Raw genomic sequence first — 14,249 nt, forward strand, 5'->3', positions numbered from 1 at the left:
GAATGCCCCAGCAAAGTAACGCTATTTTGTCCGAGTAAACAAAGCTCCAAACATGGAATCGCCATTTTCTTTGTAACCAGTGATCAACTTCGACGTGACAAGTTCCATGCCATTATTTTGAGTGATAAAGTGAGTGACCAGCTCATTTTCCTGTGCAAATACCGAACATGTCATATAAAGAAAATAGCCTCCCGGGGATACGGCCTGTAGCGCTTTCTGAACAATCCTCTTTTGTCGCTCATAAAACGCGGGAAGGACTGTTTCGCTAAAGTAAAGAAGATTTTCCGGGTTACGGGCCCAAGTACCTGATCCGGTGCAGGGGACATCGCAAATCACGAGATCAAATGTATTGGCAAATGGCAGTGGACTGGGGGAGAGCAGATCCAACACTCGTTTTTTATACTGTGTAATGCCAGCGGCTTTAAAACGTTTATCCAGATTGTTCAGGATTGAACTTCTGATGTCTGATACGGTAAGATCTATTTTCTGCGCCTTTGGCTTAAATACATCCCAGGCGAGCAAAGACTTACCACCACTGGCAGCGCAACAGTCCCAGATCTTTAATTTTTTTCCTGCATGCCCCGGCGCCTTCTTTTTACGCTCTTGCAGGACCGTATCCAGAAACATTGCCATGCGCTGGGAACTGATATCCTGAATCACCATATCCTTGTTTACCTGTAAGAGTTTATCAACCGGCGTGCCGGGCGCCAGCGCCAGGGTGCGGTCATCGATTTCGTACGGGAATATGTTATGATCTTTTAGGGTTTGCATGACTTGAGTATGCAATCCCTCAGCGGGGCGTATCCGGATAAACAAACTCGGTTGCCCGAGCATGGATGTCCTGAACTTCTGTAGATCCAATCCTTCAGAAGTGGTTGTTGTAAATGGAAATAGACCGTCTTGATCCAGCTCATTATATTGTCGTCGGAGTTGGTTGAACCGCGCCAGCGGTGAATCGGCTTCTTTCGGGTCGGAGCTTCCCGCCAGATGCTGGGGCCATGGCAGTAATCCGGCTATATATCCGGTAATGCCCAGAATTTCTGAAAAAGAGAGGTTAGGGTTATTTTGCTGCAGCCGGGTGACATTTATGCCTAAACGGAAGTAACTGTAACAAAGTCCTGTTATTGCCTTTCTGTCCCTGGAGCCATGCTGCCTGTTTTCTGCAAAATATTTTTTCAGGTAAAGATGCAATGGTTCTTTGCCGTCGTATTTTTTCAGCAAATTTGAAACAGTTGACTTCTGACGGTCAAGAATTTTGTTAGGATCCATGCCCTAAAGGTAGGGCAAAAAGCAAGAAAAATCCGCATCCCGCCAACCGGGAAATGCTTGATGCACTGCGTGAAGCGACTGATGAACGCCACTGTGATACTTCCATGATCACTTTCAGTGCAACTAACTATGAAACGCCATTCAAAAGCTTGTCGGGGGATTCATGATACTCCTTAACATTCATCTACAGGCGATGCTCAGACTGCTGGCTGTTTTTTCGATTATATTATGCAGTACGGTCTTTTCTATCGGGCCGAATGACAGATATGCCGAGACAAAATCCTGGAAGGGTTCGATGACCAGTGTGATCCTCGCTCAGGTAGCAGCGGTAAAAGCCCGTGGACATTCCCCCAGATAAGGTTACCTGATCCGAGGAAAAGACAGCGTTTTGGAAAATCAACCCTCAGCGCAACAGGCAGAATAGCCTGCGTTGTATTGAGTTCTGGAGTTATAACAGCCTTCATCTATATCCAGAGACCTATGTTGAAAAAAATGGTGTACTGATCTATGCGCTTGAGTCAATAGTATTTATGCCCATCGGGCACTATGGATAAATGCAATGGAATTGTGCGCTTTTTTTCATAACAAGCGGATTTTTGATATGCGTTCGCCCGGGCAAGGCAAAACAGAGGATCCTGGCTGGAATGAAAGGGAGCCGTATGACAATTATCTTAAGCGGGAAAAACAAATGAAGCATTTTAAAAATTAAGTCCGGACTATTCTGTCAGGTAGAAGCGCCTGGACTTAGGTGACCTTCTTCATGCCGTTGGTTAGGCGCTGTATTGATGTGCGCATTTTCCTGCGCCGACAGCTGTGCCTGCCGTATTTCTTCACGGTGTTTTTCCTTGAGTGCTTCAATGCTCAGGTCCAATTCATAACCAATGAGCAGTACAAAAGAATTGACAAAAATCAACATCATGATGACAAGGACGGAGCCGATGGTGCCATAGAATTTACTGTAATTGGAGAAATTCTGCGCCCAGAAAGAAAACAAGGAAGTGGAAGCGATCAACAAGCCGGTGGCGATAACGGCACCCAGTGACAGTAACTTTTTGCGTTTATGCTTCTCCAGCGTAGGGGCATATTTGTAGATGACCGATATACTAAAAAAGAAAAGTGCCGCAATAACGATCCATCTCAGGTTTCTGATAAGGCTTTGTACTTGTTCATTATGGATGTCCAACAGCGACATGATCCGGTGAAAAAACATGCCCTGTCCCATGGAGATGATCATGGTGCCTAAAAACATCAAAAACAGGATCATAGTGAGGCGCATGGCCCTGAGTCTTTTTTTAATGAAGTTCGTCTGCGCTCTTTCTTTTAAAGAACGGTCGAAAGTCCGGATAATTCCCATCATGGCATTGGATGAGAAGAAAATAGCAAAGATAAATCCAAGGGACAATAACCCGTTTTTCGTTTTGCTGAAGATGTCTTCCAGAAACTTTAACATGAGCGCCCTGGCCCCGACGTTAGGCGTCAGGCTAAGCACCAGTTGCTGAAGTTCCCTGTAGAACATCGTAGAGTTTGCCAGATAAGGGATCAGGGTGCATAAAAATAACAGGCAGGCTGGAATCGCGATCAAAAGATTAAAAGAAATAGCCCCTGCCCGTACGTTAAGCCCTTCTTTGTTGACTTGGTCCACAAATAACTTGACGACTTCATAGAAATTGACAGTCTCTGCCCCAGGAACCCGAATGGCTTTCAGCCATTTTTTCAGGAACCGCATGGGTCGGGAGTTCAATATTTTGGTTTCTAATGGTGTCAAAAATCAATGCGTATGGATGATTACTTATCGTTCAATGAACCGCTTATTTAATGTTCTTTTTATCCAGGGCGTCATGAAACTGCTGCGCAAGTTTCAAATGCTGGCTGTAATCCGTGCTAAAATTATGGTAGCCGCTGAAATCCGGTTTGGCCACAAAATAAAGATAATCGGTTTTGGGAGCATTTAAAACGGCTTCAATGGTTACGCTATCCGGCGTACAGATGGGCCCCGGAGGGAGTCCTTTGTTGATATATGTATTATACGGAGACTGAACTTTGAGATCCTGATTCAGAATGCGCTGCATATTAAAGTCTTTTAACGCATATTTGATGGTAGGATCTGCTCCCAGTGCCATGCCGGCTCTTAACCTGTTTAGATAAACACTGGCGATCGTGTCTTTTTCGCTGTCTTTCAGCGTCTCATCCTCAACAATAGAGGCCAGCGTCGAAGCTTCTGCCGGCGTCAGGCCCAGGGCTGCAGCTCTCGCGATGCGATTGTTTCTGGACCAGAAAGCTTTTTTAGCCGCAGCAAAGATACGCAGTACTTCGGCGGTCGTATATTGCCATTTGAGGTTATAGGTGCCGGGAATCAGTAAGGTATTAAGGGTGAAGGTGTCAACGCCAAACTGTCTAAGTGAATCATTGTTACTCAGATACATAAAAGTGGCGGCTGAATCTGTCATTAAGTTTTTGCCCATCATACCAGCCAGTCCTTCCCTGGTGCGAACTCTTTTTATGGTGAAATGGATGGTATCCTGCTTATCTGCCTTCAGAATCTTAATCAGACCATATACACTCGTTCCTTTGGGAACGGCCAGCCGTCCGGCGGTCAGGTTTTTAAAAGCATTCATCTTTGGCGCCAGAAACTGAAATATTTTGACATTATCGATGACCTTGCCGGTTTTTAGCTGTTGGGTAATCTGGGCTTCAGCGGAAGCGCCCCCGGGTCTTACATATAGGTACTTTTTCGCCCCGTTAAATGTCGTGTTGCGGGCAAAGGTGAGATAGGCAATAACAATCGCCCCGACAATGATAATAAAGGTAAAAAGCTTCCCGATTGTTCTCATGGTAAAATTTTATGTGTTTCCCTTATCCTTCAAGGGCCGTGCCATCTGCAAATTAACGAAAAAATCCCCGCCTTTAAAAGACGGGGACCTGAATATTACTTGGAACGCTAAGTGCTTATTTAGCAGGCGTTTCGGTAGGTGTGTTAGCCGGCTGAGAGGCAGGTGCCTCCGCAGGTGCTGCATTTTGTGCCGGTGCGCCAGTCGCAGGCGCTGTTGTCTGGACGGGTACATTGGTGTTCAGATTATCCAGTGCGCCACCGCCGTGGGAACCGGTAAAGAGTACGACGGAGAACAAACACATAATGCCAATGATCAATGCAAATAACCAGGTACCTTTCTCCAGTACATTATTGGTTTTCTTTACGCCCATGATCTGGTTACTGAAACCACCGATAGAGCCGGAAAGGCCGCCACCTTCAGGATTCTGAATCAAAACGAAAAAGGCCAGCACGATAGAGACGATAATGACCAATATGAAGAAAAGTAAAGCCATAATTATATTTAATTATTGTAATAGATCGATTTTGGATGCAAAATAAGTTGATTTTTCGGGATATAACAAACTTAATTTTCGGTAAACTTCCCTGGCCTGTGCCTCTTTTCCCTGGCTTAACAGGACTTCCGCCATGGATTCTGTCCAGACAGGTTCATTTTTCAGGGATTTTTCTGCTTTTTCGGCGGCCTGTGCCTCTTCCTGAGGCGTCGTATTGAGTTGCGGGCCTGCCGTACCTGTGCCCTGCTGCTTCATTTCTTTCAGCCAGTCCGTAAATCTGCGTACTTTTCTATCAAAGCCGTCCTGGTTTTTCAGCACAGAGATGCCTTGAGAGGCAAAATAGTCAACTTTATATAAAGGCTCCCTGTCCACTTCGAGCCTGGCATCTTCCTCTACAGGTTTTTTGAAATCCGCAAGCTGGGCACTAAGTACAGCGCTGAGCCTTGTGTTGTCTTCCTGTCCAGCTACCTCCTCAAGTGCAGGCGCGCTCGCACTATGATCCTCTGCTGCGGCTAATGTGATCTCTTCATTTTCCCGTATTGCAGAACCGGCCTTGTCAATCAGAGTGGCCGCCGGGTCTGAGGCAGCGGGACGGATGTCTGCTTCTACAATTTCGGCGGTGTCGCCCAAAAGGGTTGCATCAGGGGCCGGCTCTTTTTGTGGTAGCGCTGAATCGGTGCTCTTTTCGGTATTTGCCAGGCGCTCTTCTTGCTCACCCGTTTCTGTCTCCCGTTTTAGCAAATAGTCCAGCCAACGGAGGTCATTGAAGTGGGAAGCCGCCTGCCATCGGATTTCGGGTGCCTTATTATCTGTAGGCTGCCCCTGTTTTTTTGCCCGGAAATAATAGCCCAGGTTAAAGGCCGGGTATCGGTTGACGAGTGCACTCCAGGTTGCGTCGGAGGTGTCACTCAGGCTTGTTTTGCCGGTAAAGGTTTCTATAATTCGATTTTCCAAATGCATAGCTTGTCATTCAAAGGTTACCAGTTGGAGAATATTTTATTAAACATGGCATCAGGAATGTCCTTTAATATCTGTGGCATAAGTGTTGATTCTGCCTGAGCCAGCGATACATTTGCGTTAAAGTCGAAGGTGCTGCTAACGTCGTATTCCTTTTGATCTTTTAATGTATTGTCGATGAGCGTTAGATGAACACCTACGGTGAGTCGGTTCAGGCTGGCCTGACTGGTGCTGCTCACACCCGATGTGGTGACATCATAATGGTTGATAACAGCATTGACTACATAATCTGCGTTCAGGTCATCAATGCGCGTGAGTTTGGTCTGACTGGCCACTTTTTTAACAAATGCATCTGTTAATTGAGCGCTCAGACTCGGATTGATGTAGCGGGCTTTATTCTCAATAAAGCCTATCCTGATTGTTTTAACGTTATCCGGAATACTCACGTCATTAAATGTATATATGCCGCAAGAGCTGATACTGAATACAAAACATATGAAAAAAAGCCACAGAGCTCTACCAGGAACGTTCATGTACTGACGATTTAAGTCACGAATATAAAACGAATATAGTGAACAGATCCACGAATTGCCTTAAAATATCATCAGGCATGAGGCTATTTTAGACAAAATGTTAAATAATGATAAAGTTCAAGTATTTGACAAAATTTATTTAGCAGTAATAAGTATAATAATTATGTTTGTAGTTCATTGCTAGATTCAAAACAGGCTGAATTTGCTTTTAGCCTCAACGAATTATGAGTAATCGGGGTGGAACGCTCCGAATAACACGGATAGAGATTCATATCAAACTGCATGGGGCAGATGGGTCTAAGAATCCGGAATCCAATGGTCATCATCATTGGGTAGTTCAGAAATTAATCAATTAATAACTAAAAAAATCGCATGAACAAACGTGTTATTGCAGGTGCTCTGGCCACCATGACTTTGGGCTTTTTTGCCTGTACCAACCAAGCGCCGAAAGACAGCTATACCATCAATGGTGAAATCGCAGGTCTGAAAGATTCTCTGATCTATTTTAGAACCAATGTAGGAGACTCACTGGTATTGGATTCTGCCAAAGTAACAGATGGTAAATTTACGTTCAAAGGAAAAGCTGAAGAACCCAAAATGGCGTCTATCTTTTTACAGGATAGAAGAGGCGGTTTTAATTTTTACCTGGAGAATGCGGCTATTAATATTAAAGGAAATGTGGATTCATTGGGTGGTGTAAAAATCACCGGTGCTCCTACCCAGGAAGAGTGGGATAAATTCCAGGCTGAACTTAAGCCCATCAATGATCAGGAAGATACCTTGTTTCAGCAATATCAGACAGCCCGCATGAAGCAGGATACCGCAGCAGTTGCGGCTATTGAAAAGAAAGCCAGTGATTTGAATGATCAGAAAGAGGCTGCCTCCAAAAAATTTGTCGAGCAGAATCCCAAGAGTTTTGTGAGCCTTAATTTACTAAGAAGCCTGGTATACTCAACCGAATATGCTGATCTGAATAAGTTGTATACAGGACTGGATACTTCTTTGCAGCATTCTGCTTCAGGGGTTAAGATCGCTGAGCAACTGGATAAGATGAAGGCAACAGCGATCGGTCAGCCGGCTATTGACTTTACCGCAAACGATGTTAACGGCAACCCTGTTAGTCTGTCTTCTTTCAAAGGGAAATATGTGCTGGTTGATTTCTGGGCCAGCTGGTGCGGACCTTGCCGTGCCGAGAACCCGAATGTAGTTAAAGCATATAATAAATACAAAGATAAAAACTTCACCATTCTGGGTGTCTCGCTGGATGAAGATGCTTCTAAATGGAAGGAGGCGATCGAACATGATAAACTGGCCTGGACTCAGGTATCTGATCTCAAAGGCTGGAAAGCAGAGCCTGCTGCTAAATACGGTGTCAGAGCTATTCCTGCCAATTTTCTGATTGATCAGGATGGCAAGATCATTGGTCATAACCTGAGAGGAGATAAGCTGGAAGAAAAACTGGCTGAGGTTTTAAAATAGATAACCTGCGTTTACCAGGTTTATAAAGTATTTGTCCAGGCTATATAGGTATACTATATAACCGGATACGCTGAATACAAAAAACAGGAAGTGGATGTGTAAAAGCCCGGCTTCCTGTTTTTTTTGATATGCCTTTCAATAGCATCTACCAGCACCTGTTACTTAGGGGGCTATTGACTGCGTGGGAGCTGTATAAGCCGGCTTATTTTTGACAGAAGACTTTTTTATAAAGGATGGAGCATGAGAGGACTTGGAAAAGCATTATTGTGAAGATCCGTTAGATAAACAGTTTCAGAGATGTTGATGACCCATCTAAAAAAGAAAACCCTGCATTGGCAGGGTTCTATCCGTCGATATGATATTCTTTTAATTTTCTGTATAGCGTTCTCTCACTGATACCCAGATCATAGGCGGCATCCTTTCTTTTACCTCTGTGTTTTTTTAGTGCTTTGGTAATCAGCTCTTTTTCCTTATCCATAATATTGAGGGTTTCTTCCACTTCTTCATGACTATGGATATCCTCGCCATCCCTGCCGGAAGAGAGAATCACTGGCTGATTTTGATGGGCAGATGTGTTCTGAGGAGTCTGGTGGCTCTGCGGCTGCTCTTCGTGGAAACTCTGTGGCAAGGCAGCATTCCCATAATAGGGTTTTAATCCTTGCGCGGACGCCTCATGTTCATTAATAGATTGATAGAGTTTTTCTTTGGTATAGTCATTTAGCGAATTAGCGATCGCTGGATTTTGCAGGATCTCTCCAAACATTTTTTTGAGTTCACCCACATCTTTTTTCATATCAAAGAACAGTTTATAAAGGATCTCCCGTTCGTTCATAAATTCACCTGAAGCACCTTGGTTGTTTTGTGGGGCTAATACCGGTAGCCGGTTATTATGATATTCCGGTAAGAACTGCTGCATTTCTTCAGCATTGATCAAATTGGACTTGCTCAGGACTGAAATTTGCTCGGCGATATTTTTCAATTCCCTGACATTGCCTGGCCATGGATAGTTGGCCAGCAATTGCATCGCCTGAGGTTCGAGCTGTAAAGGAGGTTTACGGTACTTCTCGGCGAAGTCCACGACAAATTTCCTGAATAGCAGGCTGATATCGTCCTTTCTGTCTTTAAGAGCGGGTACACGGATCGGAACCGTGCTTAAACGGTAATACAGATCTTCCCTGAACTTTCCGTTCTGTGTTGACTCATAAAGATCACGATTAGTGGCGGCGATTACCCGTACATCGGTTTTCTGTACTTTAGAAGACCCGACTCTGATATATTCTCCCGTTTCCAAGACCCTGAGTAGCCTGGCTTGCGTACCAATGGGCATCTCACCGATCTCGTCCAGAAAGATCGTCCCTCCGTTGACAGTCTCAAAATAGCCCTTTCTACTATCAACTGCACCGGTAAAGGAACCTTTTTCATGACCGAACAGTTCACTGTCAATGGTGCCTTCCGGGATGGCACCACAGTTCACAGCAATAAACTTATTATGTTTTCTGGAAGACAGCGAGTGAATGATCTGGGAAAATACTTCCTTTCCTACACCGCTCTCTCCCACGATCAGTACACTCAGGTCTGTGGCAGCTACCTGAACGGCGACATTCAGGGCATAGTTCAGCCCCGCAGAATTACCGATTATATTAAATCTGTTTTTGACAGTTTGTAAATCCATGCGTTCGATGTTTCCGGTGTTGTAATTAGATTGCTTCCGATTATGCGTATAAAATTCTGACATGAGTAGTCGGCGACTATAGCCGGCATGGCATCAGACCGGCTGATCAACTACCTGACCTTTTAGTGTTGCTTTATTACATTCACTTACCTTGACCCATGCGTAATCACCTTTTTGTAATCCGTGTTCATCCTTTGGAAAGACGATGACTTTATTTTGAGAGTTTCTTCCCATCCAGGCGGCATCACTTTTTTTACTTTCACCTTCGATCAGGACTTTAAAAGTTTTACCCACATCTTTTTTATTGCTTTCAAATGAAAGTTCATATTGCAGGTCGACAATTTCCTGGAGCCGGCGTTTCTTGGTTTCCAACGGCACATCATCTGCGTAACGGCGTGCAGCCAGGGTTCCGGGACGCTCACTGTAATAGAACATATAGGCATAATCATACTTACTGTACCGCATGATAGCCAGGGTCTCCTGATGGTCCTCTTCGGTCTCTGTACAGAATCCGGCAATCATATCACTACTGATGCCGCAGTCCGGCAGGATGCGGTTAATCTGATCTACTTTAGCCATATACCATTCCCTGGTATAGGTACGGTTCATGAGTTGAAGAACTCTGGAGCTGCCGCTTTGAACCGGCAGGTGTATATAATTGCAGATATTTTCGTACCTGGCCATGGTCAGCAGCACATCCTCTGTGATATCTTTAGGATGGGAAGTGCTAAAACGTACTCGAAGCTCAGGACTGACCTGGGCGACCATCTCCAGGAGCCTGGCAAAAGTAATGGCCCTGTCTTCTCCTTCCTGTATAAAGTTATAGCTGTCCACATTCTGGCCCAGCAAGGTGACTTCTTTAAAGCCCCGGCTAAAAAGGTCTGCTGCTTCGGCGACAATGGATAATGGATCTCTGCTCCTTTCGCGTCCCCGGGTAAAGGGTACCACACAGAAAGTACACATGTTGTTGCAGCCTCGCATGATAGAGACAAATGCCGTAACGCCATTGCTATTTAAGCGGACAGGAGAGATATCAGCATATGTCTCATCGCGGCTCAACAAAACATTGATGGCTTTTTGGCCAGTCTGTGCTTCTTCCACCAGGCCAGGCAGGCTCCGGTAGGCATCCGGCCCGACGACCAGGTCCACCAGCTTTTCTTCATCCAGGAATTTAGATTTTAATCTTTCTGCCATACAACCCAGAACACCTACCAGCGCGCCGGGACGATTCTCCTTGTATTTTCTAAACTCAGTGAGTCGCTTGCGAACGGTTTGTTCGGCTTTTTCCCGGATAGAACAGGTGTTGACAAAAATCAGGTCAGCTTCCTCCGCATTACGGGTAGCACCAAAGCCCTCTTTATTCAAAATAGAAGCCACAATTTCGCTGTCACTAAAATTCATTTGACAGCCATAGCTTTCAATATAGAATTTTTTATTATATTGGTCTTCTCCGGTCAAAGGTGTATATGCCTCACCTTGCCGAAGTTCATTTATTTCTTTATTTTGCAGTTTCAAAGTCTCCATTCACCATTATTTATCCTGCAAAAGTAATTAAAATTTCAGCAAATGTCATAATGGCAGATATTTTGTAAAATTTTGGCTTTTGTAAACCCTGAAAATTAAGAGAGTCTTTTATTTTTGAGCCTATTAACGGTTGATGTCCTGTGGGGCAGTCGAAAAATGTCGGTCAAAGAAAGGGATTGTGAGAAAATATAATTTGGTCATTGCGTGGGGCTTGTTAAACTATCGGGCACTGAGCGTATCGAAAGTGAGGAATTAAGGTCAAAGGATCTGGTAAACACGCAGAGTGGTCAGCAATGCCCTCTTTATCATGGGTATTGAGTATATTTGAGTTAATAGACATTTAAGAGCCGGTTTGTGGCTGAAAGCCCGTTTCAGCTACCCTAAAATTCTATATTTAATTGAGAACGAGCATAAAGAAGCATATCTATATATTAATGGTAACGACCTGCATCGCATCCATATTGCATGCGCAAAATGATATTCCGGTACGGTCATTGCCTTCAGAAATATTTGTTACCGTTAAAAAAGGCAATGCGGACACTATCCCGTGGAAATGGAAGTATGGTGGCAACGGCAATTTACATTTATCGCAGAGCTCCCTTAAAAACTGGGCTGCCGGTGGTGAAGATTTCTCCATGGCACTGACGACTTACGTCAATGCCTTTTTATATCACCGCAAAGGCAAACACTCCTGGGATACCAACGTGGATTTTAATTTCGGCTATGTGCAGACCACCTCTACAGGAGGACGTAAAAATGATGACAGGATAGCGGGTACATCCAAGTATGGTATCCGACTGGACAGTGCCGGAAAGATAAATGCTTCATTTTTGTTGAATGGGCGGTCTCAGCTTTTTGACGGTCGCCAGTATTTTACCAAGGACAGTTCTCAGCTTGTCTCCTCGTTTATGTCTCCAGCCTATGCTGTCATCTCTCTGGGTTTGGATTATAAACCGGAAAAAGAACTATCCATATTTGCCTCACCACTCACAACCAGGCTGACCGTGATCCTGAATAAGAAACTGGCCGCCCTGGGTCTGTATGGCCTGGAAAAAGGACACCGGTATCATTTCGCGCCCGGCGCCTTTGCGACGGTCAATTACCAGAAGGATATCATGAAGAACGTTAATTTCCGGGCGAACCTGAACCTTTTCTCGGATTATTCTGATAAACCGCAGAATGTTGATCTGGACATGAGTAACAACTTAAGTTTTAAAATCAATAAGTTTCTTTCCGCTTCCTACAGTCTTGACCTGATTTATGACGACGATGTCCGTTTGTTTGGGCCGGGTGGTGACAGCCCGGGTCTGCAGTTGAAAAGCATGATTGGGGTAGGTTTTTCCATGCCTTTTAAAACGGGATATGCACGCATGTAGCGCTTATTGTATGAAACCTTTTGGTAGCTCATCGAATAAACAATTGATCGACTTTTACTTCCGTTCAGTTCTTAAAAGTTTCACAGACTTCTCTAATGATGACGCCTCCGCTTCTTTTTGTCTTTGATCTGTAAAGCAACGAGGAATAAAATTTATAGTCTAGCCAAAAAATTTGGTATTATTTTTATATATAGCTATATTTTATTGCATTAAAAAGCCGGCCTTTTGAGGAATTTAGAAACGTCAAAACTTCTCGTTTTATACTAAACCCTGGGTAGTCAAGTGAGTATTGTATATTTGCAGAAAGACCAATTTATTCGTCCATGCAAGTCGCTATATACGCAAGAATTTTACCTGCTGAATACAACCATGATATCCATTCATTGCTTGAGGAACTAACCCTCAAGGGAATTGGTGTTATTATGTATAAGGGTTTGCTGGATCAGTTCGAAGATGTAAGGCAACGCTTTACCGGTATAGGTGTTTTTGAGGATGGCCGCAGTCTGCGTGGAGAAATAGATTGTCTGATCAGTCTGGGCGGCGACGGCACCATCCTGGATACGGTAACGCTGGTAGGGGATAAGAATATTCCTATCCTGGGTGTCAATTTTGGCCGGCTGGGCTTTCTGACCGGTGCCAGCAGAGAAGAATTTTCTACTGTACTGGGAGAACTGATCAATCAGAACTATATCATCGATTCGAGAACACTTATTCACCTGGACGCGGCAATACCGCTTTTTGGCGACACGCCCTTTGCGCTTAATGATTTTACCATTACCAAGAGAGATGCGGCTCCAATGATCGTTGTGAGAACCTTTCTGAACGGAGAATTCATCAATTCTTACTATGCCGATGGGCTGATCGTCGCAACCGCTACGGGGTCTACCGGTTATTCAATGAGCTGTAACGGGCCAATTGTGTTCCCTGATTCTTCCAGCCTGGTCATAACGCCTATCGCTCCGCACCACCTGAACACGCGCCCTATTATCGTGCCCGATAATAATGTCATTTCCTTTGAGGTAGAGAGCCGGGCGGAGGATTATCTATGCACATTGGATGCAAGAAGGGAGGTGGTCAATAACAGCGTACAGCTGGCCATCCGCAAGGAGAACTTTACGATTAAATTAATTCGTTTCAAGGAAAACAGTTTTCTATCTACTTTACGCAGTAAACTTTCCTGGGGATTTGATAAAAGAAACTAACATGAGCCAACACCCGATCTCCCGTATTCGTTATAAATATAAAGAAATAGTATTGGTCTTGTTATTGAGCAGCATTCTGTGTCTGACCAGAAGCAGGGCACAATATGCTAATTACCAACCGCAGGCTGAAGTGGGCTTCGGTTTAGGAACATCACACTACTTTGGCGATCTGAACCCTGAGGGCAGCCTGAATCCCATGAATTATAGCGCCGGGCTTTTTTATCAGCGCTATCTGGGGAATTATATCGGAGCTCGCCTAAGTGCTAATTATATTCATCTGGCGGCCAGTGATGCGGATAATAAGGCCCCCGCTTATCATAACCGGGGCCTGGATTTTACCAATAACGTTCTGGAATTGACACTCACCGGAAGTTTCAACTTTTTCCGCTACGCACCAGGCACCAGAGGGCATAGCTTTACGCCGTATGTTGGTCTGGGGATCGGGGGCATTTACACGGACCCTTATACGGAGACCGGTCAGGGAGAAAAGGTATCCCTGAGAAAGCTGGGAACGGAAGGGCAATATAGCAGTACGCCGCATGATGGCAGAAAATATGGGTCATTTGCCATAATTTTTCCCCTTTCTGTCGGCGTGCGGCAGGCACTTAGTACTAAACTCAATCTTTTTGCCGAAGCAACTTACCGGTTTACCCGGACAGATTATCTGGATGATGTCAGCTCTACCTATGCCGGTCCTGAGGCTTTTGCTCCCGGTAATTACAAAGGGAATGCAGCCGAGGCGGCAAGCGCGCTGGCATTACAGGACCGAAATCTGGACGGTGTCGCCAGAAAGCGGGGATGGCAGCGGGGCAATAGCCTGGCCAGCGACCGTTACCTGACCCTGCAAATAGGTCTTTCATTTAATTTTGGCTCCTGTAATTGCCCGATGGTCTATTAAAGCCTGTTAAAAAGG

13 protein-coding genes are annotated in these 14,249 nt (G+C 44.8%); 5 read left to right on the plus strand and 8 right to left on the minus strand.

From position 1 onward, the window contains the following. Positions 1–21: 21 nt before the first annotated feature. On the minus strand, positions 22–1,269 hold the full coding sequence (locus K9M52_RS11380; RefSeq protein WP_224068552.1) for an RsmB/NOP family class I SAM-dependent RNA methyltransferase: 1,248 nt from the start codon (positions 1,267–1,269) through the stop codon (positions 22–24). Between the two features lie 163 nt (positions 1,270–1,432). On the opposite strand from K9M52_RS11380, the gene K9M52_RS11385 reads away from it, so the two are divergent. Continuing rightward, a complete protein-coding gene (locus K9M52_RS11385) occupies positions 1,433–1,627 on the plus strand; it encodes a hypothetical protein (protein WP_224068553.1) in 195 nt (64 codons plus the stop codon). Positions 1,628–1,993: 366 nt separating this feature from the next. On the opposite strand, the gene K9M52_RS11390 is transcribed toward K9M52_RS11385, so the two are convergent. From K9M52_RS11390 to lptE, 5 genes are all read right to left on the minus strand, one after another. Next, positions 1,994–2,995, minus strand: coding sequence for a YihY/virulence factor BrkB family protein (locus tag K9M52_RS11390; RefSeq protein WP_224068554.1), 1,002 nt, complete (start codon positions 2,993–2,995; stop codon positions 1,994–1,996). 82 nt (positions 2,996–3,077) lie between these two features. Then, positions 3,078–4,100 (minus strand): endolytic transglycosylase MltG, encoded by a 1,023-nt coding sequence (gene mltG, locus K9M52_RS11395; RefSeq protein ID WP_224068555.1) that lies wholly within the window; start codon positions 4,098–4,100, stop codon positions 3,078–3,080. 115 nt (positions 4,101–4,215) lie between these two features. Then, positions 4,216–4,593 (minus strand): preprotein translocase subunit SecG, encoded by a 378-nt coding sequence (gene secG, locus K9M52_RS11400; protein ID WP_224068556.1) that lies wholly within the window; start codon positions 4,591–4,593, stop codon positions 4,216–4,218. A 12-nt stretch (positions 4,594–4,605) separates the two neighbouring features. Next, a complete protein-coding gene (locus K9M52_RS11405; RefSeq protein WP_224068557.1) occupies positions 4,606–5,553 on the minus strand; it encodes a hypothetical protein in 948 nt (315 codons plus the stop codon). 17 nt (positions 5,554–5,570) lie between these two features. After that, positions 5,571–6,083 (minus strand): LPS assembly lipoprotein LptE, encoded by a 513-nt coding sequence (gene lptE / locus K9M52_RS11410; RefSeq protein WP_224068558.1) that lies wholly within the window; start codon positions 6,081–6,083, stop codon positions 5,571–5,573. Positions 6,084–6,455: 372 nt separating this feature from the next. On the opposite strand from lptE, the gene K9M52_RS11415 reads away from it, so the two are divergent. Next, on the plus strand, positions 6,456–7,562 hold the full coding sequence (locus tag K9M52_RS11415) for an AhpC/TSA family protein (RefSeq protein ID WP_224068559.1): 1,107 nt from the start codon (positions 6,456–6,458) through the stop codon (positions 7,560–7,562). Positions 7,563–7,905: 343 nt separating this feature from the next. Here the strand turns inward: K9M52_RS11415 and K9M52_RS11420 are convergent, their stop codons facing one another. Together K9M52_RS11420 and miaB are read right to left on the minus strand one after the other, a co-directional pair. Then, positions 7,906–9,234 (minus strand): sigma-54 interaction domain-containing protein, encoded by a 1,329-nt coding sequence (locus tag K9M52_RS11420; protein WP_224068560.1) that lies wholly within the window; start codon positions 9,232–9,234, stop codon positions 7,906–7,908. 93 nt (positions 9,235–9,327) lie between these two features. Beyond that, complete coding sequence (miaB, locus tag K9M52_RS11425; protein ID WP_224068561.1) at positions 9,328–10,758, minus strand: tRNA (N6-isopentenyl adenosine(37)-C2)-methylthiotransferase MiaB; 1,431 nt, start codon at positions 10,756–10,758, stop codon at positions 9,328–9,330. Positions 10,759–11,156: 398 nt separating this feature from the next. On the opposite strand from miaB, the gene K9M52_RS11430 reads away from it, so the two are divergent. The 3 genes from K9M52_RS11430 to porG all read left to right on the plus strand — a co-directional run bounded on the left by K9M52_RS11430 (position 11,157) and on the right by porG (position 14,234). Beyond that, entirely contained in the window at positions 11,157–12,134 is a 978-nt protein-coding gene (locus tag K9M52_RS11430) for a DUF3078 domain-containing protein (protein ID WP_224068562.1), read from the plus strand. 323 nt (positions 12,135–12,457) lie between these two features. Then, entirely contained in the window at positions 12,458–13,336 is an 879-nt protein-coding gene (locus tag K9M52_RS11435; RefSeq protein ID WP_224068563.1) for an NAD kinase, read from the plus strand. Position 13,337: 1 nt separating this feature from the next. Then, complete coding sequence (gene porG / locus K9M52_RS11440; protein ID WP_224068564.1) at positions 13,338–14,234, plus strand: type IX secretion system protein PorG; 897 nt, start codon at positions 13,338–13,340, stop codon at positions 14,232–14,234. The last annotated feature ends 15 nt before the right edge of the window (positions 14,235–14,249 follow it).

It is taken from the genome of Arachidicoccus terrestris, assembly GCF_020042345.1.
GTDB classification, from domain to species: domain Bacteria; phylum Bacteroidota; class Bacteroidia; order Chitinophagales; family Chitinophagaceae; genus Arachidicoccus; species Arachidicoccus terrestris.

Coding starts and splice junctions, on each gene's coding strand:
- porG (WP_224068564.1), top strand. CDS start 13,338: ATGAGCCAACACCCGATCTCCCGTATTCGTTATAAATATAAAGAAATA.
- K9M52_RS11380 (WP_224068552.1), bottom strand. CDS start 1,269: ATGGATCCTAACAAAATTCTTGACCGTCAGAAGTCAACTGTTTCAAAT.
- mltG (WP_224068555.1), bottom strand. CDS start 4,100: ATGAGAACAATCGGGAAGCTTTTTACCTTTATTATCATTGTCGGGGCG.
- K9M52_RS11385 (WP_224068553.1), top strand. CDS start 1,433: ATGATACTCCTTAACATTCATCTACAGGCGATGCTCAGACTGCTGGCT.
- lptE (WP_224068558.1), bottom strand. CDS start 6,083: ATGAACGTTCCTGGTAGAGCTCTGTGGCTTTTTTTCATATGTTTTGTA.
- K9M52_RS11390 (WP_224068554.1), bottom strand. CDS start 2,995: ATGCGGTTCCTGAAAAAATGGCTGAAAGCCATTCGGGTTCCTGGGGCA.
- K9M52_RS11415 (WP_224068559.1), top strand. CDS start 6,456: ATGAACAAACGTGTTATTGCAGGTGCTCTGGCCACCATGACTTTGGGC.
- K9M52_RS11405 (WP_224068557.1), bottom strand. CDS start 5,553: ATGCATTTGGAAAATCGAATTATAGAAACCTTTACCGGCAAAACAAGC.
- K9M52_RS11420 (WP_224068560.1), bottom strand. CDS start 9,234: ATGGATTTACAAACTGTCAAAAACAGATTTAATATAATCGGTAATTCT.
- secG (WP_224068556.1), bottom strand. CDS start 4,593: ATGGCTTTACTTTTCTTCATATTGGTCATTATCGTCTCTATCGTGCTG.
- K9M52_RS11435 (WP_224068563.1), top strand. CDS start 12,458: ATGCAAGTCGCTATATACGCAAGAATTTTACCTGCTGAATACAACCAT.
- miaB (WP_224068561.1), bottom strand. CDS start 10,758: ATGGAGACTTTGAAACTGCAAAATAAAGAAATAAATGAACTTCGGCAA.